This window comes from Pseudonocardia aurantiaca (assembly GCF_039526725.1).
Lineage (GTDB): Bacteria > Actinomycetota > Actinomycetes > Mycobacteriales > Pseudonocardiaceae > Pseudonocardia > Pseudonocardia aurantiaca.
The window spans coordinates 1-23,272 of the sequence record NZ_BAAAJG010000014.1 but is presented as its reverse complement, the minus strand read 5'-3'; the positions used below and the strand labels follow the sequence as shown (position 1 = coordinate 23,272).

Here is a 23,272-nt window from a genome sequence, read left to right as displayed (position 1 = left end):
CGGTGCCTGCCGTCTGTTCGGATCTCGTCCCGCCGCGGCGCTACCGTCCCCGACGTGAACTCGGAACTGCACGCGCTGGTCGACGAGGCCACGGTCGACTGCTACAACGACGAAGAGAAGGTCACCGGCCTCTTCACCATGATCCACGAGCATCTCGCGCTGCCACGTGGCGCGGAGTGGATCGAGGCAAACCGGCTCTGGGCGAAGGGGTTCGGGCGGTGAGCGAGTACCAGTACTACGAGTTCGCGGCGGTCGACCGGGCCCTGGACAAGCGAGAGCTCGACCAGCTGCGCGCGCTGTCGACGAGGGCGCACATCACGCCAACGTCGTTCGTGAACACCTACGAGTGGGGCAACTTCCGCGGCGACCCACGCGCGCTGATGGAGCGATACTTCGACGCGTTCCTCTATCTGGCTAACTGGGGAACCCATGAGCTGATGCTGCGGGTACCGGCACGGTTGGTGGATCTTGACACCGCGCAGCTGTACTGCGTGGGTGACGCGGCGCGAGCGTGGTCCCGGGGGGAGCACGTGATCGTCAGTGCGAGCTCCGAGGACGCGGAGGCCGACTTCGACTGGGGCGGGGAAGGCGTGCTGGCCTCGATCCTGCCCGTCCGGTCCGAGCTCGTGTCGGGGGATCTGCGAGCGCTGTATCTATTGTGGCTGATGAGTGTGCAGTCCGGTGAGGTTGAGGACGGCACGCTCGAGCCGCCGGTACCGCCCGGTCTCGGCGCACTGACCGGGTCACAGGCTGCCCTGGCCGAGTTCCTCCGGATCGACGCCGACCTGCTCCGCGCCGCGGCAGTGGCCAGCGGGCCGGACCAGCAGGGGGATCCTGCACGGGAACTCGCGGCCTGGATCGAGGGTCTGCCGGCCACCGACCGAGACGAGTTGTTGCTGGAACTGTTACGAGGCGAGGATCCGCATCTGCGGGCCGTGACGCTCCGGCGCGCCCGTCCCTCCGCGGGCGCCAGCAGCGGCGACCGCAGTGCGGGGCAGCTGCTGGACGCGGCTCGGGCGCGCCGTCTCGAACGCGAGCGGGCCGAGCAGCACCGGCGCGACGCGGCAGCGGCCGAGCGGGCGAAGCACGCGGCGGCCGTGCGGGAGCGACGACTGGCCGCGCTTGCGGCGGAAGGGGACGGCGTCTGGCACCGGATCGATGCGCTGATCGCCGCGAAGAAGCCCGCCGAGTACGACACGGCCGTCGGCATTCTCGAGGACCTGAGTGAGGTGAGTGCGGATGAGGACTTCAGTCGGCGCATCGGCGAGCTGCGACTGGAACATCGCCGCAAACCCGCGTTGATGGCGCGCCTCGACCGCGCCGGGCTATAGGCGGCTGGTGGTACGTAACAGACAACTCGCACGTCGGCGGCGTGCGGCATCCTTCGCGCAGTCCCACCCGAGATGGAATCGTCTGTCGATGTGAAGGCGATCGGCCGGGTCGAGGTGCTCGAGGAGGAGCTCGCCCGCTTGCGGGCGGAGAACCAACGCTTGCTCCGCCTGCTGGAGTTGTCACCGCGGCAGGCGCGCCTGCCCGAGGCGACACAGACCGGGCTCTTCCTCGATCGGCCGGGTCCGGTCACGGCATCGTCGTCCGCGCGGGACAAGGTCCGGTTCTTCCGCGGCCTGTTCGGTGCACGACGCGATGTGTACGCGACCCGGTGGGAGAACGCCCGGACCGGACGGTCTGGTTGGGTGCCGGCGGTGGCGGGCGGCTGGCGGAAGGGCTCGAATCGGCCGTACCTACCGCTGACCGACGACGCTGTCGCCGCTCATCTCACCGGCGACGTCCACGTTGGTCTGTACCCACTGCTGGACGGCGACGTGTGCCACTGGCTCGCCGCGGACTTCGACGGTCCGGCAACCATGCTCGACGCGTTGGCCTATCTGAAGGCGGCCCGCGCGATCGGCGTGCCGGCGGCATTGGAGGTGTCCCGATCGGGGATCGGCGGGCACGTGTGGATCTTCTTCACCGGTCCGGTTCGGGCGACCACGGCGCGCACGCTCGGGACCGGACTGCTGCGTGAGGCCATCGCGATGCGCGGGCGCATGGCGCTGTCCAGCTACGACCGGTTGTTCCCCTCAGAGGACGTGCTCCCGGCATCCGGCAGCGTCGGCAACCTGATCGCGGCACCGCTGCAGGGACGCTCGCGCAAGGAGGGTGCGACTGTCTTCCTCGACCTGGGCACATTGGAGCCGTACGAGGACCAGTGGGCATACCTGTCCAGCTTGCATCGACTCTCGCCGCGTGAGGTCAGTCATCTCGCCGATCGGGTGGGCCCGCTCAAGGTGGGTACGTCGGTCGACCGCCTGACGTCGTCGACCGCGACGCGCACTCGGCCGCAACCGGCGCCCGTCGTGCACGCCATGCTCGGCGCCGGGGTGGTCGTCGAGATGGCGGATCTGACTCCCGCCACTCTGGCCACCCTCAAACACGCGGCATCGATGCCGAATCCGGCATTCTGCGACCGGCAACGGCGCCGGTTCTCCACGTGGGGGGTCCCGCGGTTTCTGCACAGCTACGACGAAACCCTGGACGGCAAGCTCGTGCTGCCCAGAGGGCTGGCAGACATGGTGTCCACGGTCGTCGAGCAGGCCGGCAGCAAGCTGGAGACCACCGACGAACGTGTGATCGGGGAGCCGCAGCAGTTTGCATTCACGGCGAAGCTGCGCGAGGACCAGGCGGCGGCGGTTGTGGATCTCGCGGATCACGAACTCGGGGTTCTGGTCGCGCCACCCGGCGCAGGGAAGACGGTGATCGCCTGTGCCATGATCGCCCGCCACGCGACCTCGACGCTCGTCCTGGTGGATCGCAAGACGCTGGCCGACCAGTGGCGGGCCCGCTTACAGGAGCATCTCGGCATCACGGCGGGCCAGCTCGGTGGCGGTCGCACGAAGATGCGCGGCACCGTGGACGTCGCGATGCTTCAGACCCTCGCGCGGCGCGACGACCTGGCCGAATTGACCGCGAGCTACGGGCTCGTGGTGGTCGACGAGTGCCACCACATCCCTGCGGCGGCGTTCGAGAACGCGGTCCGCCAGATCCGGGGGAAATGGTGGCTGGGCCTGACCGCAACGCCCTACCGGCGGGACGAGCTGGATGATCTGATCGCTCTGCAGCTCGGACCGGTACGGCACACGATGTCGGCGCCCGCACCTGGCACCCTCGCGTCCGCGGCCGCAGGCGGAATACCGGAACGGCTGCTCGCGGTCCACGCGACAGCGTTCGACTACCGCGGAGATGCCGATCCGTCGGCGCCGGGCGGGATCGCCGCAATTTACCGAGACCTTGTCGGGGACGAGCACCGCAACACGCAGCTGGTCACTGACGTCATGGCCGCCCTGGATCGTGGCAGCCATTGTTTGGTGTTGACCCAGTGGACGGCGCACGTCGACGCTCTCGCCGAGAAGCTGCGCGATGCCGGACGCGATCCAATCGTGCTTCGTGGCGGCATGGGCGCACGGAAGCGGGTCACCACGCTTGACCAGTTGAGGCCGCAGGACGGACCGTTACTGGTGGTCGCAACCGGCCCTTACGTCGGGGAGGGATTCGACTGCCCAGCGCTCGACACTTTGTTCCTCGCCGCGCCGATCGCATTCAAGGGCAGGCTGGTCCAGTACGTCGGGCGGATTCTGCGGCCGTTCCCGGGCAAGGAGTTTGTCGAAGTGCACGACTATCATGACGTCGAGACCGGAGTGCTCGCGTCCTCACTGGCCAAGCGCGCTCCCGGGTACGTCAGCCTCGGGTTTCCCGATCCCCGCAGGCTCCGGCAGTCCCCACCTGACCCACGTCACCACTCGCGTCCCGAGACAGGTCGAGGCTGACCTTCTACCGGCTGGATTGCAGCTGCAGCCGCCACCGGTGGAAGAAGTCGCGGAGAGCCGCAACCTTGCCGGGGTCGACAGGAATCTCGTTGTCAGCGAACCGGCCGAGGGTGCGGAGCATGTCAGCGAAGACGGCCGGCTCGAAACCGGCGTCGATTTCGGCGGCGCGGCGCAGGAGGAGTTCGTTGTCGTACTGCTGCGAGAGAGCGAAGACATCGGCGAAGTCGCGTGCCTCGGCCCGGTCGAACAGGGCGATCACCTTGCGTCCGGCCAGTTCCTCGAGGCCGAAGGTCGGTCCTGCAATGCTGGTGGAGGGTGGCAGACTCGGCGGTGAATCAAGGGCGAGGTCGACGAGAAGCTCGTCGTCGCCGGACACGACCAGGCGGCAGAACGTCTCGGTATCGCGGATGCGCCGGACTGACCAGCCTCGGTTGTGCGCTGCGTTCTCGAAGGCATCGCGGGCGGCGGGCACGCGGCCGCGGCCCGCGCGGGTGAACAAGTCCAGATCCTGGGTGGGGCGGGAGGTGAGGTTCTGGGCGACCAGAGCGGCCCCGCCGGCGAGGAGGAAACCGTCGCTCTCGGGTAGGGAGAAGAACACTGTGGCCCCGGTGACCTGGAACGGAGTCAGCCCGCTCGGAGCGTCAGGCACCGTCATGCTGCGGCGGTTGCGGCCTGCTCGATCACTGGCGCCCATGCGGCGCGAACGTCGCGGGGCAGGACCAAGTCGTCCCAGACTTCGACCAGGAGCACGCCATCGATGTACACAAGGACGTCTTCAGGGGTGCCTTCGCGGAGCACGATCTCGTACACCCGGGAGCGTTGAGCACGATCGCGCATATCGAATCTGCGGTCGGGTTCCGACCAGTTCACGTGCAGTGGAAGCGTGACCGTGGCAAGTGCTCTCGCCGGGGAGAGACGGGGAAGGTGCGATGGTACGGCGACGGTCCGGCCTCGGGAGGTGACGTGCTCGGTGAATGTCACCAGTGGCGTTGCGGCGAGCTCGAAGCCTGCTGCCGCGAGTACCCGCGAGGCGGTCTGCAGCGTCGGTGAGCGGTGGCCGTGTTCGTAGGACGACAACGTCGGCCGCGACGTGCCGGCGCGTTCGGCTAGCTCGTCCTGGCTGAGGCGGGCGCGGCGTCGCGCCTCGGCCAACAGCAGCCCAGGGTCCATGACAGCCTCCGACGACGTATCTGATCCGATACGTTACGCCCCGGGCGTCGAGGGTCGCAAGGCGGTGAGCGTTCGCACGGCCGGCCCGAAACGGTATCGGTTCGAGCGCCCCAGTAATTACCGTTCGTGAGCACTACCTGCACCCGGTGCGGCGTGGCACCCGATACGGCTGTCCAGACGAAGGGATTTGTGACGAATGGTGACTCCCGTCTTCCCCGCCAAGAGCCCGGTCCTGATCGAGCTCGTGCGGCTGCTGGGCGACTCGGTGCACGACCTCGACAGTTTCGACGACGTCGATCTCTACGAGGAGATTGTGTTCGCGGTCGGGCACCAGCACTCGACACCGGACTTCCATGAGCGCCCGGCCCCCGAGCTCGACGACGCCGAGGAACACGTGCGGGACCGGCTGGGCAAGGGCTGGTTCACGGAGCGCTCCGTCCCAACACCGCAGGCGTGGTTCTCGTCAGCGGGACAGATCGGCGACATCGTCCTGCGTGAGGTGACCAACCATCTGCCGATCGGGGAGAAGCCCGCGGGAGCGCTCTGGACCTCGTCGTTCCTTCCTGACGGACGCAGCGCGTGGGCGATCGGCGAGGCCAGTGAATACCCCGGCTCAGCACGCAGGATCTTCGCTCTCCAGTTCGACCCGCAGCCTGTCCGAACGTTCGTGATCGCAGAACCCGATCACTACCGCGAGCTGGTGATGCGGTACCCGCGTCCCATGCCGGACGGGCGCGCCCTTGTGGACTGGATTGCGGCGGCTGCGGACCTCGACGCGGTGCGTCTGACGGCCGCGGGCCTGGTATTCGCGCAGAACGTCCGAGTGCCGACGCGGTACGGGATAGCGCAGCTGAGGGGCTGGGACGCCGAGTCCACCGCCTGGCTGAACCGGCCGCCGGCGCTCCGGATGGGGACCTGATGTCACCGAATCGTCAGGCCGCCAGCCGCCGCAGGAACTCAAGAACCTCTTCGGGCCCCTCCACGACGAGGTCCGCAGCATCGAGCAACTCCGCCGGCGCCTCCTCCGACCGCACCGCCACCCGCAGCACCGGATGCCCTTCCGCCGCGAGCTCGGTCAATGCCGCGAAAGCGGGCAGGTCACCCAGGTCGTCGCCGACCACCACGACGACCCGAGCCCCCGACTCAGCGACAACCCGCCGAACAGCGTCCCCCTTATCCCCCCGCACAGGCGGCCGCAACTCCCACACCAGCTTCCCCGGGATCAACTCCAACCCGAACCGGTCGGCGATCTCTCGGGCCGTCCGGTCGATGCGGTCGGTCCACTCCTCGTAGTTCGGGACGCGCCGGGTGTGGACGGCGACCGCGTACTCCTTGTCCTCCAGCCACGCGCCGCTCTCGCGCACCGCGTCGGACTCGCGCAGCGCCTGAGCTGCGGCCTCCACCGTGGGCCGGGCCGCCTCCAGCCGCCGGTCGACCTGGATCTCGCCGTCGTGGATCTCCTGCAGGCCGTACAGCCCGAGGTAGCGCACTCCGGGCGCCGCAAGGTGCTCCGCCAGGTAGGCAGCCGGCCGTCCCGAGATGATGGCGACCGCGGCGAACCGGCTGGCCAGGGGGCCGAGCAGCTCCACGACGCCGTGCAGCGGCCGGGCCGCCTCGGGGTCGTCCACCATCGGGCTGAGGGTGCCGTCGAAGTCGAGGCACAGGGCGACCTCCTCCGCCCGTTCGGCCAGTGCCTTCGCCGCCTGTTCGGCCGTCATAGTTCCGGCGCTCACGTGATGCGCTCCAGCTGCAGTTCGCGCTCCTGTCCGGGCGCAAGCTCGACCGCCTGGCCTTGCACGAGGATGTTGACGGGGTTGGCGCCGCCCGGTCGCACGCTGAGCCGGATGCGCTCCTCGGCCAGGTCGACGTCCACGCGCTGGCCGCGGTAGTGGACGCTGAACCGCAGCTGTTTCACCTCCGGCGGTAGCGCGGGGTCGAAGCGGAGCACCGGGCCGAGGGCGCGCATGCCGGTGAGGCACCGCATCACGATGTCGACCGTGCCGGCCATCGCACCCAGGTGGATGCCTTCGGCCGTCGTGCCGCCCTGCACGTCGGCGACGTCGCTCTCCAGCGCATGCTGCAGGAACCGCCACGCCTCCGCCGGCTTGTAGCGGGCCATCACCCAGGAGCTCACCACGCCGCTGAGCGTGGAGCCGTGCGAGGTCCGGTCGAGGTGGTACTCGACGGTTCTCGTGAGCTGTTCGGCGCTCACCTCGTAGCCGAGGTTGTGCAGCAGCCCGCGCAGCTCGTCGCGGGAGAGCAGGAACAGCAGCATCAGCACGTCGGCCTGCTTGGCCAGCTTGTACCGGTTGGTGCTATCGCCCTCGGCCTCCAGCAGCCGGTCGAGCCGCTGAATGTTGCCGTAGCGCTCCCGGTAGCCCTCCCAGTCGAACTCGGGCAGTTCCTCGTAGCCCTCGAACTGGGTGAGGACGCCGTCGTCGTGGAAGACGACCTTCATCTTCCTGGAGATGTCCTGCCAGCGCTCCAGCTCGTCGTCGCGGATGCCGAGCTCCTGGACCAGCTCGTCGCGGTAGTGCGGCGGCAGGACCTCCAGCGTCTCCAGCGCCCGCTGCAGCACCCACACCGCCATGACGTTGGTGTAGGTGTTGTTGCGCAGGCCCGGCTCGTCGGAGTCCGGGTACGCCTCGTGGTACTCGTCCGGGCCGACGACGCCGTGGATCTCGTACCGGTCCTCGTCGGCGTTGTACGTGGTGGTGCTCGACCAGAACCGGGCGATCTCGATCAGCAGCTCGCCCCCGGTGAAGCGCAGGAACCCCGTGCTCCCGGTGACCATGTAGTGCTGCCACACGTTGTAGGCGATGGCGATGTTGACGTGCCGCTGGTTGTGCGAGTGGTCGGGGAGCCAGCGGCCGGACTTCGGGTTGAGGTGGACCTTCTGGGTCTCCTCGCGGCCGGTGGCCCCGCTCTGCCACGGGAACATCGCGCCCTCGAACCCCTCGGCGCGCGCGGCGGCGCGGGCCGTCTCGAGCCGTTCGTAGCGGTACTGGAGCAGCGCGGCGGCCAGGCTCGGGCGTTGGAAGTTGAAGAACGGGAAGATGAGTAGCTCGTCCCAGAAGACGTGCCCCCGATAGGCCTCCCCGGTCCAGCCCCGGGCCGGGACGCCGACGTCGAGGTGCTGCGTGTGCGGCGAGACGGTCTGCAGCAGGTGGAAGATGTGCAGGTGCAGGACCGTCTCGGTCCATTCGTTGGCGCTGTCGAGCTCGATGTCGAAACGGTTCCACAGGCTGTTCCACGCGCCCTCGTGCCGGGCCAGCAGCGCCGGGAGGTCCTCCGCGTTCGACGCGGCGAGCTGGGCGTCGGCGCGGCTCTCGGAGATCCCGCGGTCCCGTGACGTGTACAACGTGGCAGTCTTCTCGACGGTCGCCGGGCGCCCCTCCTCCAGGTCGATGCCCAGCTCGTGGGCGACGTAGCCGGGCTCCTCCACCAGCCGGCGGTCCACGTCCTGCCGCTGCCCGTCGCGCAGCACCCGCGTCCGCGCCGCGACCGCGATCCGCACGTGCGACTGCAGGGTCTCGACCTGCAGGTCGATGGTCTCCCGGTTGACCTCGCCCTGGCCGAGCACCTCCAGGTGGCGGCTGTTGAGGTCGCGGTAGCGCTTGACGCCCGTGTTCTCGACGCGGCCGTCCAGCCCCGAGGAGACCTCGAGCCGGCCCGACCAGTTCTCCGGCGTGAACGTGGTCTCCAGGCCGGCGAAGTGCTCGTCCTTCATGCTCACGAACCGGCGCTGGGTCATGCTGGTCCGCCGGCCCTCGCCGTCCTGCCACGTCATGTACCGGGTCAGCACGCCGCGGCGGATGTCCAGCTCGAAGCGGTGCTCGACGACGTCCGCGCGGCCGGCGTCGAACCACTCCCCGCCCTCGATCCGGAACCGCAAGGGCAGCCAGTTCGGGACGTTGACCAGGTCCTCGTTCTCGACCATCCGCCCGGCGACCTCGGTCTCGGCGCGGTCGTACAGACCGGCGACGTACGTGCCGGGGTAGTGGACGTCGTCGGCCTCGGCCTCGGGCAGCGCGCCGCGGGTGACCATGTAGCCGTTGCCGAGCGAGAGCAGCGCCTCCCGCAGCCCCTGCCGGGCCGGGTCGAAGCTCTCGTACACGAGCGTCCAGACGCTCGGCGGCTGCTGCGTGCGTCGCTTCCGCATCTCGCCCGCGGCCCGCCGCTCCTCGAGACGCCCGTAGCGCAGGGCGCGCCGGGAGACGTCGTCCAGTGTGGTCACGACGAGATCGGCGCCCGCTTCCAGCAGCAGTTCGCGGTCGTCCAGCCGGGCCACGCCGAGCCCGGCCATGCCGGCCGCCTTGGCCGCCTGGATTCCGCTGGTGGCGTCCTCGGTGACGAAACAGTCTGCCGGGTCCACACCGAGCTCCTCGGCGGCGGTGAGGAAGATCGTCGGGTCCGGCTTTCCCTTGGGGAAGTCGCGGCCGGAGATGTCGGCGTCGAAGAGCTGGGAGAGCGTCATGCCGGGGGTGATGAACTCGTACTCGATCCGCTGCTCGGCGGCGAACAGGTCCAGGCGGATCCGGTCCAGGAACAGCTTGGCGTTCTTCGACGACGACGCGGCCGCGATGCGGATGCCCATCGCCTTGACGTCCAGGACGAACCGCAGCGCATCCGGGAACGCCATGAAGCGGCCCTCGTCGATCAGCTTGAGCACGTGCTCCTGCTTCGCGTCCGCATACTGCTGGATCCGGGAGTCGATGTCGGGCACCCCGAAGTGCTCCATCGCCGCCCGCGCCCCGGCCATGCGCGGCATCCCGGCCATCACCTCCTGGTAGACGGCAGGAGTGAAGCGTTCGGGGCTCCAGCTCGTCTGGTCCCGGACGTCGCTCCACTCGTTCTCCATCAGCGACCGGAAGGCCTCGCGCCAGGCCAGTTCGTGCGGGGAGTCGACGAGTACCCCGTCGACGTCGAAGATCGCTCCGCGAAAGCCGGCAGGTCGGTTCATCGATGTCTCCCTTGCTTCGCGGAAGCGGACGGCACGGCGAGGTCGGGGTCGGCCGCCGGCGGTGAGATCCCTCGTGAGGTTCCGAGTGGTCCCGTCCCGGCTGTGGACGGTTGCGCCGTGTTGGCGGCGTCGACCTCGGCTCGGGTCGGCGGGTCCGCGCCCGGTCGGGAGCACGTGATCGCCGCGACGAGGGACGCCGCGTCCACGACGCTGACAAGCGTCGACTCGTCGATCGCCGCCAGCGCGTCGCGGCGCGGGCCGCCGATCAGATCGGCCCTGCGGAGCCCGTCGAGGAGGCCGGAGGTGAAGGAGTCGCCCGCGCCGACCGTGTCGACGAGGTCGATGGGCATCGCGGGCCTGCGCAGTTCCAGGTTCGCCGTGGTGGCGTAGACGCCCTGGCCGCCGCGGGTCACCACGACGAGGGCGGGGCCGAGTCCGAGCCACCCCCGGGCCACGTCCTCGTCGCGGCGGTCGGGGTAGAGCCAGAGGAGGTCCTCGTCGCTGACCTTCACGACGTCGCACAGGGCGACGAGGCGCTCGATGCCCGGGCGCGCCCGGTCCGGCGCCCCGAGCAGCGCGGGCCGCACGTTCGGGTCGTAGGAGATCGTCGCCCGGCCCCGCTTGTTCTCCCGTTCGAGGAGGTCCTCGACGTTGGTCCGGCCCGGTTCCAGTGCGGTCGCCAGCGAACCGGTGTGCAGGCAGCGGGTCTCGATCGGGAGGGGCTCCAGATCGCCGATGTCCCACTCGATGCGGAAGTCGTAGCTCGCGATGCCCGCGGCGAGGGTCGCGATCGCGAGGCTGGTCGAGGTGCCGTGGTCAGGACCGGGCTGGACCCGGACGCCGCTGGACCTCAGATGCGCGGAGACCATCTCGCCCAGTGCGTCCCGGCCCAGGCGCGTCATCAGCGTGACCTCGTCCCCGAGCCGGGCGAGCCCGAGGGCGACGTTGGCGGGGCTCCCGCCGGGATGCGCGACCAGCGTGCGGCTACCACGCTGCCCGACCAGGTCGACGAGCGCTTCCCCGACCACGACGAACATCGCTACTCCCATCGACGAGAACCGGTAAGCCGAGTACCCGATCCGGAGCGTCGTCACCGTCGTCCCGGGTCGGGCACCTCGAGCAGGTACGTCGTGCGGTTGTCGCGGGCCGCGTCACGGGTGCTCCGCGGCGCCCTCATTCACGAGCGGTCCACCGTGCCGCCGCTTGGTACGGAGGTCGAACAGCGCGTAGCAGGCCACCAGACCCAGGCAGATGCCGGGGACGATGTAGGCCGGCGCCGCGCCCCACGTGTCCATCAGCCTGCCGTGCACCAGTGGGAGGAGCGCACCGCCGAGGATCGCCATGACGAGACCCGCGGCACCGAACTTCGTGTCCGGGCCCAGGCCCTGCAAGGCAACGCCGTAGATCGTCGGGAACATGAGCGAGAGTGAGAGCGAGATCCCGACGACGGCGATCAACCCGATCATGTTCGGCGACAGCACGGCGATCAGGCAGAGCACCAGCCCCAGCACCCCCATGGCGAACAGCAGCTTCGTCGGCCGGAAGATGCCGAGCAGGTACGTCATCACGAACCGGGAGATGAGGAACAGGATGAGGCTGGCCTGCAGATACCAGCCGGAGATCGCGGTGGGCACGCCCACCACGTCCTGCGCGTACTGGATCGTGAACGTCCACGCGCAGACCTGGGCGCCGACGTTGAGGAACTGCGCGGCCACGCCGTAGCGGTAGTGGCGGTTGCGCCAGAGGCGGGGCAGGACCCCGGAACCTCCCGCTTCCAGATCGACTGCGGCGTGCTCCTCCGGTACGGGGATCTTCTGGAAGGCGATGAAGAGCCAGATCACCAGAAGCACGAACGCGATTCCCGTATAGGGCCCGAGCACCAGGGACAGGTCGTCCACCTGGGCCACCCGCAGTTGCTCGGCGCTCATCGCGGCCTTCTCCGACTGCGGTGTGATCTGGGGCAGGATCAGCACCGCGCCGAGCAGGACCCCGATGTTCGCGCCGACCGGGTTGAACGACTGGGCGAGGTTGAGCCGCTGGGTCGCGTTCTCCTCGGGTCCCATCGCGATCACGAACGGGTTGGCCGAGGTCTCGAGGATCGACAGGCCCGCTGCCAGCACGAACAGAGCAATCAAGAAATACCCGTACGCGAGCAGCATGCTCGCGGGGATGAACAGGAGCCCGCCGAGTGTGGCGCACCCCAGTCCGGTGAGCACACCGGCCTTGTAGCCGTAGCGCTTGTTGATCATGGCGGCGGGGATGGCGAGCGAGAAGTACGCGCCGTAGTACGCGAACTGCACCAGCGCGGACTGGAAGTTGGTCATCGTGAAGATGTGCCGGAACACCCCGACGAGGACGTCCGTGAGGTTGGCCGCCGATCCCACGCCGCGAAACAGGTGACGATCAGAATGAACGGAACGGTGAGGCCCGGGTAAACGAGCGGAACTTTCTGCCGGCCTTCGTCACGCGATTCCACGCGTACGATCGTTTCTCGAGCCATTCGGACCACCCCTCGCCGAGACTGGGCCGACTGTGATCTAGCCCACAGTGGGAGTGCATGACGTTAGTCCGAGTGGCCGCCACTTTCCACCGGAGGCGCCAATAACCTTGTGTGCCTATCCGGCTGCGGTCCGTGATTGGTTCAAAGGATTGCCGGTATGGGTGATCTCGGACCTCGCCGACGCGGCTACTTCGCGTTCATCAGGCGCAGGTCCGAGGGCTGGCGGAGCAGATCTTCCAGAATGATGTTTCCCTCCACATTGTACGGCTGGCGCATGTGCTCGTCCCACGCCGCACGGGAGCGGAACATCTCCAACATCACCCAGGAGTCCGGGTCGTCCTGCGGCTGCACGAGGTGCATGAACACGCACCCGGGTTCGGTGAGGGTGTTGCGGCGCATGGACTGCAGCTGGGCCTCGGCTTCCGCCATTCGGTCCAGCTTCGGCCTGATCGTGACTACGAGGAAGAGTGGACGGTCCGGTTCGCTCATGCGTGCATTCCTACACCGGGGCGAAACCCGCAGGCGGCAGCCGGTGCGGACCCATTCTCATGTCGTGCTCCGGGCGGTACCGTACGCCGGTCCGGCGCCGTTCCCGTCGCCGCGGAAGGCGCGCCGACAACGAGCCCGGAGGCGTCATGCGTTATCTCGTCGTCGCGAACCAGACCCTGGGCACGGACGCGCTCAGGGATCTCGTCCGGGACCGGGTGGCCGCGGGTCCGGCTGAGTTCTGGCTCGTGGTCCCGGCTACCGCCGTGACTGATCTCGCGTCGATCGGCACGATGCCGCCGATGCCGGTCAGCGGCGGGATGCCGTCGATTCCCGGGCCCCCTGAAGAAGCCCGCCGGATGGCGCAGGCCAAGCTCGACGCGGCGCTCAAACAGTTGGCATCCGCCGGTGCCATCGCCGGGGGCGAGGTGTCCGACGCCGATCCCATGAGCGCGGTCGAGCAGGCCGTTGCGAACCGGGAGTTCGACGAGATCATCGTCTCGACGCTCCCGGCGCGCCTGTCTCGCTGGTTGCGCCAGGACCTGCCCGCGCGCCTCGAGCGCAAGTTCCATCTGCCGATCACGCACGTCGCCGCAAAGGACGTGTGAGTCTCAGACGCTGTGCCCGATCAGGCGCCGTGCCCGATCAGACGCTGTGCCTGATCAGGCGCCGTGCCCGATCGCATTTCCGATTCCGAACACGATCAGTGCCGCCGCCCCACCTACGACTAGTTGGCGCGTGCCCGCCCGAATCGCCGAGCGTCCGTTGATCAGCCCGATGACGGCGCCGACGCCGAACAGCGCAAGCGCAGCCAGCACGATCGCGGTGATCAGTGCGGCCGTGCCGGAACCGAAGACGTAGGGCAGTACGACGACAACCGCGCCGAGGGCGAAGGCGATCAGGCTGGAGAATGCCGCGGACCACGGCGAGCCGAGCTCGTCGGGATCGAGACCGAGCTCCTCGCGCGCCATGGTGTCCAGGGCCGCGTCCTTGTCCTTCATGATGCTCGTGGCTATGCGGTCGGCCTCCTCGGCGTCGAGCCCCTTCGCCCGGTAGATCAGTGCGAGTTCCTCGGTCTCGGCCTCCGGGTCGTCGCGCAGTTCCTCCGCTTCCAGCTCGATCTCGTGCTCGTACGCGTCGCGCTGGCTCCGCATCGAGATGTACTCCCCGGCCGCCATGGAGAACGCGCCGGCGAGCAGCCCGGCCAGGCCTGCGAACAGCACGATGCCGCTGGCGGCGCCCGAGCCGGCGAAGCCCATCACCAGCGAGGTATTGGACACCAGCCCGTCGTTCACACCGAACACCGCGGCTCGCAGGCTGCCCGAGCGGTCGCTGCGGTGCCACCGTTCCCGCTTGGCGATGCCACGCCCGCCCTCCTCGTCCGCGCTGCCTACCCCGGCCCGCAACCGGGACAGCACCAGCGCGTGCGAGCGTTCACCGCTGGCCATGTCTGCCGTGGCGTCCGGGTCCTGGTCATACAGACCCGCGTCCGCGTGCTCGGCCCTCTCGATGAGCGGGAGCACCGCGTCGACCGAGAAACGCTGGGCCAGCCAGGTCAACACCCGGCTGCGCAGGCCGACGCTCCCGGGCGCGGGCACCGGCTCGCCGAGTTCGGTGAGCTTGGCCGCCCAGTGCGCGGCATGCTTGTCCTCCACGTCTGCCAGCTGGAGAAACACCTCGCGGCGCTCGCCTTCACTGCTGGCCGCGAGGCCCCGGTAAAGGGCTGCGCTCCGCCGTTCGGACGTCAGCATCTCCCGGAACCGGGCAGCCGAGCGGCGTGCGTCCGGTTCGACATTGCCAAGCTTTGCCTTACCTACTTCTTTGTCTGTGCTCACTTCTTTTGGGCTCACTGCTTATCTCTCCGAGACAGTTGTCGAGATCCGGCGGAGATGACCTGTGCCACGTCGACCTGGCCGAATCCGCGTCGGGGGAGGCACTGCGATGTGCCGACATGGAGGAAACGTCGCGGGCCGAAGCGCAATTCCGACGCAGGGATAATCGGCTGGCCGACCAGTCAGCCGGGCTGCAGCGGAAGCTCGACGATGATCGCCGTGCCTTTCCCACGGCGGCTGTCGACCTCGATCACCCCGCCGAGCGCCTGCACCCGGTCGCGCAGCCCGATCAGACCCGAGCCTCCCGTGGGGTCGGCGCCGCCGATGCCGTCGTCGCGGATCGAGAGTTGCATGACACCGTCGGTCTGGTCGAGCGCTACCCGCGCGTAGGAGGCGCGGGCGTGTTTGGTGGTGTTGGTCAGCGCCTCGGAGACGACGTAGTACGCCGCCACCTCGATCGGGTCGGGCGGGCGTTTCTCGGTCCGGATGTCGAGTTCCACCGGGATCGCCGCGCGGCGGGCGAGGGTGCGCAGCGCGGGGCCGAGCCCGCCCTCGGACAGGATCGCAGGGTGGATGCCGCGGGCGATCTCGCGCAGCTCGTCGATCGCGTCGTCGAGCTCGTCGGCGACCTGCCCCACCTGCGTCTTCAGCTCCGGCGTCTCCGTGGACCGCGCCAGGCGCAGCGCCAGGCTGAGGGCGACCAGTCGTTGCTGGGTGCCGTCGTGCAGGTCGCGCTCGATGCGTCGGCGGGCGTCGTCGGCGGCGGCGACGATCCGGGCCCGGGAGGCGGTGAGCTGGGCGCTGCTGTCGGCGTTCGCGATGGCGGTGGCGAGGAGCTCGGTGAAGTCCGCAATGCGCTGTGCGGTCTCGCCCGGGCGTTTATCGCGACGAGTTCCGATGCTGATCGCGCCCCACAGCCGTCCCTCGACGATGATCGGCGCCGCAACACCCGACCGGATTCCGGCCCGGCGGAGCCCGTCGCCGAAGGCGCCGGGGGCACGGCTGAGGTCGTCGAGGCGGGCCGGGCGGCCGGTGCGCAAGGTGACCGCGATCGACAGGGGCGGTTCAGGTCTCCACTGGTTTCCGACCGCCAGTTCCGCGGGGTAGGCGCCGACGCGGGCGAGGACGGTGGCGGCGCCGTCGGGATCGAGTCGGACGATCATCGCGGCGTCGGCGTCGAGGACGTTGCCCACCTCGTGCGCGACCGCCGCAAAGACCTCGGCGGGCGGCTCCCCCTGGGCGACCAGCGTGGCGACGCGTCGCAACGCTGCCTGCTCTCCCGCGAGCCTGCGCAGTTCGTCGCGGCTCTCCTCGAGCTGGGCGCGGCCCTCGGCGTTCGCGATCGCGGTGCCGACGAGGGCGGTGAAGTCGGCCATGCGCTGTTCGGTGTCGTCCGGGAATTGCCCGTCCCGCTTCCCGACCGCGATCCCGCCCCAGAGGCGCCCCCCGACGGCGATCGGCGCCGCGACCCCGGACTGGATCCCGGTGGCACGGATTCGGTCGCCATAGGCCCCCGAGACCTGGCTGAAGCCGTCGAGGCGGGCAGCGCGGCCCGTCCGCAGGGCGACGGCCACGGGCAGCGGCGGCTCGAGCTTCCAGCGGCTACCCGTGGGGAACTGATCGGGGGGGTCGCCGATCCGGGTGAGGACGGTGACCTCGTCGTCGGGCTCGAGGCGGACGATGGTCGTGGCGTCGGCGCCGACCACGCTTCCGACCTCGTGCGCGACGGTCGTGAAGACTTCGGCGGGCGGCAGCCCGCTGGCGACAAGGGTGGCGACCCGCCGGAGGGCGGTCTGTTCCTCGGCGAGCCGGCGGAGCTCGTCGCGGCTCGTCTCGAGCTGGGCCCGGCCCTCGGCATTCGCGATCGCGGTGCCGACGAGCTCGGTGAAACCGCCCAGGCGCTTCTCGGTGTCGGTCGGGAACGGTCCGCGCCGCCCCCCGAGGCTGATCACGCCCCAGATACGCCCATCGACGACGATCGGAGTTGCGACGCCCGACCGGACTCCCAGCCGGAGCGTGGATTCGGCGTAGTCACCGGAGACGTTGTTGTAGTCGTCGAGGCGGGTCGGGCGGCCCGTCTCCAGAGCGACCGCCACGACGAGGGGCGGTTTCGGCGTCCAGCGGCTTCCGAGTGCGAGCTCGGAGCGGTGGTCGCCGACACGCGCGACGACGGTGATCGCGCCGTCCGGGTCGCGGCGGGCGATGAGCGCGGCGTCGGCACCGACGACCTTGGATACCTCGTCCGCCACGGCTGCGAAGACCTCGGCCGGTGGCACCCCGCGGGCGACGAGGGTGGCGACGCGGCGCAACGCCGCCTGCTCCTCGGCGAGCATGCGCAGCTCCTCGCGGCTCGCGGCGTTCGCGGCGGCAAGGGTTTCGGCCTCGCGGGTGCGGTGCGCGGCCAGCCCGACGACCGAGCTGACCGAGGTGGCGACGAGGAGGAATGCGAAGAGGGCCACCAGGTCGTTGGGGTTGCCGATGACGAAGTGGAACGGCGCGATGAAGAAGTAGGAGAGCAGCGCGGCGGCTGCCGCCGCCGCGGCCAGTGCCGGAAGCAGCCCACCGACCAGCGCCACGACCACGACGGCGAGCAGGTAGAGCAGCATCTGGCTGGGCAGGTTCAAGATGCCGCGAAGCTGGGTCAGGAGCACCGTCAGCAGGGGAAGTGTTACCAGCCCGGTCAGCGCCCCGGCGAGCAGGCGCTGCACGGACAGCCCCCAGCCAAGCGCGGGCCCACGTCCGGCGGTGGCGGGCTCGGTGGGGACGATGTGCACGGTGGAGTCCCCTTTCCCGTCCCGGGATAGCGGTAGCGTCGATGACCGGTGCCCGGACTACCGGGTTTCGTTCTCGGCTCGGGCGAGCTCCAGCCACCCGATTCCGGGCCCGCTGCTCGACCTGGCCACGCCTGATGGTAGGAGTGGCATCGCCCCGATTGGCAACTCGCTGTACCGGCCGTCACTGCACCGGCAGTGCCCTGGCCCCGCGTTCGTCCGCCCCCTTGCAGCTACCCGGTAGCCGAGGTTTGGGGTCAGTGGGAGTACGGGTCTGAAGGTAGCCGTGACGGCCTGGCAGCGCGTCGCAGTGATGCTGGAGCGGTGGCCGGCGGGCGGCCGGCAGCCCGCTCGGCCCGAGCAGGTGAGTCTCGTGCCCGCCAGCGCACCCATGACCGTCGATCAGGAGGGACGCATGCCTAACCGCATCGCCGACGTCGAGATCCCCGACACGAAGTTGGTCGTCGAGGCCACCGACCTCGTCCGCGAGTCCGCGACCCCGTTGATCTACCACCACTCTCGGCGGGTCTACCTGTTCGGCGCGCTGCGTGGCCGCGAGCAGGGGCTGAGCTACGACCCCGAGCTCCTCTACGTCGGCGCGATGTTCCATGACCTCGGGCTGACGCTGAAGTACCGGCGCATCGACCAGCGCTTCGAGATCGACGGTGCCGACGAGGCGCGGAAGTTCCTGCTCCGCCACGGCATCTCCGACGAGGCCGCGACGAAGGTGTGGACCGCGATCGCGCTGCACACCACCCCGGAGATCCCGCTGCACATGGCCCCGGAGATCGCGCTGGTCACCCGCGGCGTCGAGCTGGACGTGCTGGGCATCGGCTACCACTCGATCACCGACGAGCAGCGTGCCGCGGTCACCGCGGCGCACCCGCGGCCGCACTTCAAGCGGGACATCCTGGAGGCGTTCACCGACGGGATCGAGGACCGCCCGGAGACGACCTTCGGCAACGTCAAGGCCGATGTCCTGGAGCACTTCGTGCCCGGTTTCCGGCGCGGCGACTTCGTCGAGGTGATCCAGGGCTCCGACTGGCCGGAGTAGAGGCGTGAGACCAACGGCTGAGTACGACGCATTGCTGGTGCTGTCCTTCGGCGGCCCCGAAGGACCCGACGAGGTCCGTCCTTTCCTGGAGAAGGTGGTCGAGGGCCGCGGGGTGCCGCCCGAGCGGCTCGACGCCGTCGAGGAGCACTACCGGCACTTCGGCGGGGTCTCCCCGATCAACGCGCGCAACCGGGAGCTGATCGCGGCGATCCGCGAGCGCATGTCGTTGCCGGTGTACTGGGGGAACCGCAACTGGCAGCCGATGGTCGAGGACACCGTGGGGGAGATGGCGCGCGACGGGGTACGGCGTGCGCTGGTGCTCGCGACGAGCGCCTACGGAGGTTACTCGGCGTGCCGGCAGTACGACGAGGACATCGCCCGGGCGCGCAGGGCGTTCGGCGACGGCGCTCCCACGCTGGTCAAGCTGCGGCACTTCTTCGATCATCCCGGTTTCGTCGCCGCGAATGCCGACGCCGTCCGTGCAGCGCGGGCCACGCTTGCTCCGCACCTGCAGGACGCTGCGCGATTGGTGTTCACCGCGCACTCCGTCCCGGACTCGGCCGACGCCGCCTCCGGGCCGCCGGACGAGGGCGGGCACAGCTACTCGGGGCAGATCGCCGAGGCCGCCCGGTTGGTCGCGGCCGAGCTGGGGGTGACCGAGTACGACCTGGTCTGGCAGTCCCGGTCGGGGCCGCCGCAGGTGCCCTGGCTCGAGCCGGACATTCTCGACCACATCGAGGCGCTGGCCGCCGCGGGCGTCCCCGCCGTGATCGCGGCGCCGATCGGGTTCGTGTCCGACCACCTCGAGGTCATCTGGGATCTGGACAACGAGGCCGCCGACCGCGCGGCCGAGCTGGGCGTGGGCTTCGCCAGGGCGGCGACGGCGGGGGCGGACCCGCGGTTCGCCGACATGGTCGTGGAGCTGATCGCCGAGCACGTCGACGGCGTGCCGGAGCGGGGGAGCGGGTCGGTATGGCGGGGCGGGTGCACCGTCAACGGCGCGCCGTGCGCGGTGAACTGCTGCGCCCCGGTGCCCCGATCGGGGGCGGGCCGAACGGACCCCTGATCGCCTACTGATCGGCCATCTCCACGAACACACCGCGTCGCACGCGCAGCGCAAGGCGCTGAAGCCGGGCGGCGCACCCAGACCGAATGGTTGTTTTGCGATGACGATTGTGAACGTCGGGTTGTCCTACCGAATCAGTCCAGCCGAGGTACTCGAGAAGCTCGTCGTGCCGTCCATGGAGCTCGACGACGTACTGGACCGGCTGCACGCCGACCCGGCCATCGACGAGGTGGTCGTCCTGTCCACCTGCAACCGGTTCGAGGTCTACGCGGGCACGAAAGGGCCGCCCGAGCCGGTGATCCGGGCCGTCTCCGACATGGTGGCGGCCCGTGCGGGCATCCCGGTCGACGAACTGCCGCAGATGGCCGGCGTCCGTGTCGGCACCCCGGCGGTCGAGCATCTGTTCTCGGTGGCGTGCGGGCTGGACTCGATGGCCGTCGGGGAGGACCAGATCGTCGCCCAGATCAAGGCCGCAGCTCGGGCCGCCGCCGAGGCGGGGACCACGGGACCCATCGTCACGGGCGTGATCGACGCGGCGCTGCGAGTCAGCAAGCGGGCGCGCACCGAGACCACGATCAGCACCGCCGGTATCTCACTCGCCCGGGCCGGTATCGAGCTCGCCGACGCGCACCTGGGTGGGCTCGCCGCCAGCCACGCGGTCGTCGTCGGGACCGGCGCGGTGGGCAAGCTCGCCGCGCGGCTGCTGCGGGAGGCCGGCGTGCAGCGGCTGTCGGTGGCCAGCCGCAGCGAGGCGGGAGCCACAAGGCTGGCTGCGGCGGTGCACGCCACACCCCTGCGGGCCGAGGACGTGCCCGCCGCGCTCGCCGACGCCGACCTGTTGATCACGGCCACCGGGTGCATCGTGCCGGTGGTTCTCGCCGAGGACGTCCGGGCGGCCCGGGAGCGGGCCGGCGGCCGGGCGCTGTTCGTGCTCGACCTGGGGATGCCACCCGACGTCGAACCGGCTGTGGGGCAGCTCCCCGATGTGACACTCGCCGACATCGATGCGCTCGGCAGGCACCTGGCAGAGCAAGCGGTACCGGCCGACATCCCCCGGGTCCGCGCCATCGTCGCCGCCGAAGTCGACTCCTACGTCGGCCGGCTGCACGAAGCGGCCGCGGCGCCCGTCATCGGAGCGATGCACTCACAGATCACACAGCTCGCCGAGGCCGAACTGCTCCGGCTGCACGATCGGATGTCCAGCCTGAGCGACGAGCTACGGGCCGAGACGACGGCGACGGTCCACCGCATCGTGCGCAAGTTCCTGCACGGCCCGACGGTCCGGGCCAAGGAGCTGTCCACCGATCCGGAGGGGGCCGTCTATCTCGAGGCGCTGCGACAGCTCTTCGGCCCGACCCCTAGTGAGGCCAAGGCGTGACCGGGTCCGTGGCGCGGGCGACCGTCTCGGAGCGCCGCGCGCTGCGGCTGGGCACCCGCGGCAGTCCGCTGGCCCTGGCCCAGGCCGGCCGGATCGCGCGGCAGCTGCGTGAACGGATCGGCCGGCCGGTCGTACTGGTCACGGTCCGCACGCCGGGGGACCAGTCGGCCGCGCCCATCGAGCAGCTGGGCACGACCGGGGTGTTCACCACCGCCCTGCGCGAGGAGTTGCTGCGTGGGGATGTCGATCTGGTCGTGCACTCCTGCAAGGACCTGCCGACTGCACCGGTGCCCGGGGTGCGCCTGGTGGCGTTCCCGGCCCGCGAGGACCCGCGGGACGCGCTGATCTGGCCGGGTGGGACCAGCCTCGACGCTCTGCCGTGCGGAGCGCGGATCGGGACCGGGTCGCCCAGGCGGGCCGCTCAGCTCCGCGCCACCGGAGTCCGGCCGCGGATCGTGCCGATTCGCGGCAACGTCGACACCAGGTTGCGCAAGCTGGCCGAGGGCGAGGTCGACGCTCTCGTACTGGCGATGGCGGGGCTGTCGAGGCTCGGACTTCTCGACGTCGTCGCCACGCCGCTCGACCCGGCGGTGCTGATGCCGGCTCCGGCGCAGGGAGCGCTAGCCGTCGAGTGCCGCACGGACGACCCCGCTACGGCCGTCCAGCTCGCCGCTCTCGACCACGCACCCACCCGCACGATGGCGACCGCGGAACGCGGATTCCTGGCCGCGCTCGATGCGGGCTGCACCGCACCCGTTGGCGCGTTGGCGGAGCTGGTCGCGGAGCCCGAACCGGCGGTGCGTCTGTCCGGGGTCATCGCCGCCGCCGACGGCTCCGCGGTGGTCCGTGGGCAGATCACCGGTGAGGCCGGTGAGGGCGCCGCGCTCGGTCGCCGGCTGGCCCACATGCTGCTCCAGGACGGTGGCGCTGAGCTGATGGACCGGACGGCACCCGCGGCCATCGATCCGGTCCGGTCGGTACGCGACTGAAAGCCGACCTCGTTCCCCGACGCCCAGGATGGTCCTGAACAACTCCGCCCGTAGCGCAGTAGGGCCGAGTTGTTCAGGGCGCTCCTACGGTCCTTCGGCGATGGTGTGGCAGGGGGAGATGATGGTGTGGCAGGGGGACACGTCAGTGCTCAGCCGTCAGCCGTCAGATCGCCCGCCGGAAGACGGCATGAGCCTTGATCCCGGCGAGATGGGCTGCGGCGACTTCCTGGTTCGCGGTGGCTTCGGTAAACCGTTCGCCGGAGAGGGGGTCGTGGGTGGTCTCGTGCCCGTGATGGTCGACCACGATCCATCCGCCGGACCGGGCGGCATCGACACGCATCGGTGTGCTGCCATGCGTGCGGAAGTACGACTTCGCTCGGGTGGGCGCCGACATGGTTCAAGCCTCGCCTACATCGGTACGTGTGTCGTCGGGGCCAACAACCATCTGTGCTCCCGGCCGGCTGGCACCGCGGGCTACCTGCTGGCCTCCATCTGACATGGTGCGGAACAGCGCGGAGCAGCCGCTGCCCTGATCGCGGCGACACTGGTCCCGGGCGGCAAGCCGCGAGCCGTTGCCGGACATGGACACGGGATGGGTCATGGACACTGATCGGGGGGGAGTCAGCCCGATGCCGAACCCGCGGCGGTGGAACCTGTTGTCGTCGACGGCACGGCTCGGGTCGGAGCTGAGCCCGCTCCTGCGGATCGCGTAGCCGGCCTGACGAGGAGGTCCACGCGATTGCGGGCGAACACGACGCCTTCCGAGGGGCCCTGCCGGAACCGGCGTCGTTCGTCCTCGCTCAACCCACCCCACACTCCCGCGGTCTGGCCGGTGTCCTGAGCCCAGGCGAGGCACTTGCCTGCCACGGGGCAGCCGCGGCAGATGCTCTTGGCCCTGGCGAGCTGGCTCAGCGCCGGCCCGCTGGTACCGATGGGGAAGAACAGATCCGGCTCCTCGTTGCGGCAGGCCGCGAAGTCGCGCCAACTCATGTCGATCACTCCGTTTTCTGATGGTCGTCGGTCGCAGCTGCTCGAGCTACGGGGGTCGGACGCGGATGAGGGCCCGTCAGGGCCGAAGGGGGTTCGCGGCGGCACGAGGGCCCGGCGCCCCCCGGGCGCCGGGCCTTCGTCTACGCCGTACGAACGGTCGATCAGGGTCGATCAGGCCCGCGCGTCGTGCACGGCCTTCTCGATCTTGTCGCCGGTCTTCTTGTCGATGTTCTTCCAGTACTGGACGGC

The 23,272-nt window shown here is 69.9% G+C and carries 19 protein-coding genes and 1 pseudogene; 9 read left to right on the top strand and 11 right to left on the bottom strand.

The features are described 5' to 3' along the window. The first annotated feature begins 54 nt into the window (after positions 1 to 54). From ABD143_RS21695 to ABD143_RS21685, 3 genes are all read left to right on the top strand, one after another. Positions 55 to 222, top strand: a complete 168-nt coding sequence (locus tag ABD143_RS21695) for a hypothetical protein (RefSeq protein ID WP_343981349.1) — start codon at positions 55 to 57, stop codon at positions 220 to 222. After that, a complete protein-coding gene (locus ABD143_RS21690; RefSeq protein WP_343981346.1) occupies positions 219 to 1,331 on the top strand; it encodes a hypothetical protein in 1,113 nt (370 codons plus the stop codon). Before ABD143_RS21695 ends, ABD143_RS21690 begins: the two co-directional genes overlap by 4 nt. A 72-nt stretch (positions 1,332 to 1,403) precedes the next feature. Beyond that, positions 1,404 to 3,824, top strand: a complete 2,421-nt coding sequence (locus ABD143_RS21685; protein WP_343981343.1) for a TOTE conflict system archaeo-eukaryotic primase domain-containing protein — start codon at positions 1,404 to 1,406, stop codon at positions 3,822 to 3,824. A 4-nt stretch (positions 3,825 to 3,828) separates the two neighbouring features. Here the strand turns inward: ABD143_RS21685 and ABD143_RS21680 are convergent, their stop codons facing one another. Continuing rightward, positions 3,829 to 4,479 (bottom strand): nucleotidyl transferase AbiEii/AbiGii toxin family protein, encoded by a 651-nt coding sequence (locus tag ABD143_RS21680; protein ID WP_343981340.1) that lies wholly within the window; start codon positions 4,477 to 4,479, stop codon positions 3,829 to 3,831. Further along, positions 4,476 to 4,976, bottom strand: a complete 501-nt coding sequence (locus ABD143_RS21675) for a helix-turn-helix transcriptional regulator (protein WP_343981336.1) — start codon at positions 4,974 to 4,976, stop codon at positions 4,476 to 4,478. The genes ABD143_RS21680 and ABD143_RS21675 overlap by 4 nt, the downstream gene beginning before the upstream one ends. Before the next feature lie 214 nt (positions 4,977 to 5,190). Between ABD143_RS21675 and ABD143_RS21670 the strand changes: the two genes are divergently transcribed. Beyond that, entirely contained in the window at positions 5,191 to 5,913 is a 723-nt protein-coding gene (locus ABD143_RS21670; RefSeq protein WP_343981333.1) for a hypothetical protein, read from the top strand. A gap of 13 nt (positions 5,914 to 5,926) precedes the next feature. On the opposite strand, the gene otsB is transcribed toward ABD143_RS21670, so the two are convergent. The 5 genes from otsB to ABD143_RS21645 all read right to left on the bottom strand — a co-directional run bounded on the left by otsB (position 5,927) and on the right by ABD143_RS21645 (position 12,946). Next, complete coding sequence (gene otsB / locus ABD143_RS21665; RefSeq protein ID WP_343981330.1) at positions 5,927 to 6,727, bottom strand: trehalose-phosphatase; 801 nt, start codon at positions 6,725 to 6,727, stop codon at positions 5,927 to 5,929. Further along, the gene (locus ABD143_RS21660; RefSeq protein ID WP_343981328.1) at positions 6,724 to 9,957 is read right to left on the bottom strand and encodes an HAD-IA family hydrolase; all 3,234 of its coding nucleotides are present in this window, start codon (positions 9,955 to 9,957) and stop codon (positions 6,724 to 6,726) included. Before ABD143_RS21660 ends, otsB begins: the two co-directional genes overlap by 4 nt. Then, on the bottom strand, positions 9,954 to 11,051 hold the full coding sequence (locus ABD143_RS21655; protein ID WP_343981325.1) for a carbohydrate kinase family protein: 1,098 nt from the start codon (positions 11,049 to 11,051) through the stop codon (positions 9,954 to 9,956). Before ABD143_RS21655 ends, ABD143_RS21660 begins: the two co-directional genes overlap by 4 nt. A gap of 57 nt (positions 11,052 to 11,108) precedes the next feature. After that, positions 11,109 to 12,341, bottom strand: coding sequence for an L-fucose:H+ symporter permease (gene fucP / locus ABD143_RS21650; RefSeq protein ID WP_343981322.1), 1,233 nt, complete (start codon positions 12,339 to 12,341; stop codon positions 11,109 to 11,111). Positions 12,342 to 12,643: 302 nt separating this feature from the next. Next, positions 12,644 to 12,946, bottom strand: coding sequence for a putative quinol monooxygenase (locus ABD143_RS21645; protein ID WP_343981319.1), 303 nt, complete (start codon positions 12,944 to 12,946; stop codon positions 12,644 to 12,646). A gap of 146 nt (positions 12,947 to 13,092) precedes the next feature. Here ABD143_RS21645 and ABD143_RS21640 point away from each other — a divergent pair, with 146 nt between their 5' ends. Further along, entirely contained in the window at positions 13,093 to 13,551 is a 459-nt protein-coding gene (locus tag ABD143_RS21640) for a hypothetical protein (RefSeq protein WP_343981316.1), read from the top strand. A gap of 54 nt (positions 13,552 to 13,605) precedes the next feature. On the opposite strand, the gene ABD143_RS21635 is transcribed toward ABD143_RS21640, so the two are convergent. Both ABD143_RS21635 and ABD143_RS21630 read right to left on the bottom strand, forming a co-directional pair. Next, on the bottom strand, positions 13,606 to 14,694 hold the full coding sequence (locus ABD143_RS21635; RefSeq protein ID WP_343981313.1) for a VIT1/CCC1 transporter family protein: 1,089 nt from the start codon (positions 14,692 to 14,694) through the stop codon (positions 13,606 to 13,608). A gap of 263 nt (positions 14,695 to 14,957) precedes the next feature. Then, positions 14,958 to 17,549, bottom strand: coding sequence for a GAF domain-containing sensor histidine kinase (locus ABD143_RS21630; RefSeq protein WP_343981310.1), 2,592 nt, complete (start codon positions 17,547 to 17,549; stop codon positions 14,958 to 14,960). Between the two features lie 412 nt (positions 17,550 to 17,961). Between ABD143_RS21630 and ABD143_RS21625 the strand changes: the two genes are divergently transcribed. The 4 genes from ABD143_RS21625 to hemC all read left to right on the top strand — a co-directional run bounded on the left by ABD143_RS21625 (position 17,962) and on the right by hemC (position 22,033). Then, entirely contained in the window at positions 17,962 to 18,600 is a 639-nt protein-coding gene (locus ABD143_RS21625) for an HD domain-containing protein (protein WP_343981307.1), read from the top strand. 4 nt (positions 18,601 to 18,604) lie between these two features. Next, a complete protein-coding gene (locus ABD143_RS21620; protein ID WP_343981304.1) occupies positions 18,605 to 19,666 on the top strand; it encodes a ferrochelatase in 1,062 nt (353 codons plus the stop codon). 100 nt (positions 19,667 to 19,766) lie between these two features. Beyond that, a complete protein-coding gene (hemA, locus tag ABD143_RS21615) occupies positions 19,767 to 21,044 on the top strand; it encodes a glutamyl-tRNA reductase (protein WP_343981301.1) in 1,278 nt (425 codons plus the stop codon). Beyond that, positions 21,041 to 22,033 (top strand): hydroxymethylbilane synthase, encoded by a 993-nt coding sequence (hemC, locus tag ABD143_RS21610; RefSeq protein ID WP_343981298.1) that lies wholly within the window; start codon positions 21,041 to 21,043, stop codon positions 22,031 to 22,033. The genes hemA and hemC overlap by 4 nt, the downstream gene beginning before the upstream one ends. 163 nt (positions 22,034 to 22,196) lie before the next feature. On the opposite strand, the gene ABD143_RS21605 is transcribed toward hemC, so the two are convergent. Together ABD143_RS21605 and ABD143_RS21600 are read right to left on the bottom strand one after the other, a co-directional pair. Next, positions 22,197 to 22,427, bottom strand: a complete 231-nt coding sequence (locus ABD143_RS21605; RefSeq protein WP_343981295.1) for a hypothetical protein — start codon at positions 22,425 to 22,427, stop codon at positions 22,197 to 22,199. A 377-nt stretch (positions 22,428 to 22,804) separates the two neighbouring features. Further along, positions 22,805 to 23,023: pseudogene (locus ABD143_RS21600) on the bottom strand (WhiB family transcriptional regulator); the annotation flags it as partial. Between the last annotated feature and the right edge of the window lie 249 nt (positions 23,024 to 23,272).

Excerpts from the sequence above, each read along its gene's own strand:
- ABD143_RS21685 (WP_343981343.1), top strand. The coding sequence starts at position 1,404 with ATGGAATCGTCTGTCGATGTGAAGGCGATCGGCCGGGTCGAGGTGCTC.
- ABD143_RS21680 (WP_343981340.1), bottom strand. The coding sequence starts at position 4,479 with ATGACGGTGCCTGACGCTCCGAGCGGGCTGACTCCGTTCCAGGTCACC.
- ABD143_RS21670 (WP_343981333.1), top strand. The coding sequence starts at position 5,191 with ATGGTGACTCCCGTCTTCCCCGCCAAGAGCCCGGTCCTGATCGAGCTC.
- ABD143_RS21660 (WP_343981328.1), bottom strand. The coding sequence starts at position 9,957 with ATGAACCGACCTGCCGGCTTTCGCGGAGCGATCTTCGACGTCGACGGG.
- ABD143_RS21645 (WP_343981319.1), bottom strand. The coding sequence starts at position 12,946 with ATGAGCGAACCGGACCGTCCACTCTTCCTCGTAGTCACGATCAGGCCG.
- ABD143_RS21640 (WP_343981316.1), top strand. The coding sequence starts at position 13,093 with ATGCGTTATCTCGTCGTCGCGAACCAGACCCTGGGCACGGACGCGCTC.
- ABD143_RS21635 (WP_343981313.1), bottom strand. The coding sequence starts at position 14,694 with ATGCTGACGTCCGAACGGCGGAGCGCAGCCCTTTACCGGGGCCTCGCG.
- ABD143_RS21625 (WP_343981307.1), top strand. The coding sequence starts at position 17,962 with ATGCCTAACCGCATCGCCGACGTCGAGATCCCCGACACGAAGTTGGTC.
- hemA (WP_343981301.1), top strand. The coding sequence starts at position 19,767 with ATGACGATTGTGAACGTCGGGTTGTCCTACCGAATCAGTCCAGCCGAG.
- ABD143_RS21605 (WP_343981295.1), bottom strand. The coding sequence starts at position 22,427 with ATGTCGGCGCCCACCCGAGCGAAGTCGTACTTCCGCACGCATGGCAGC.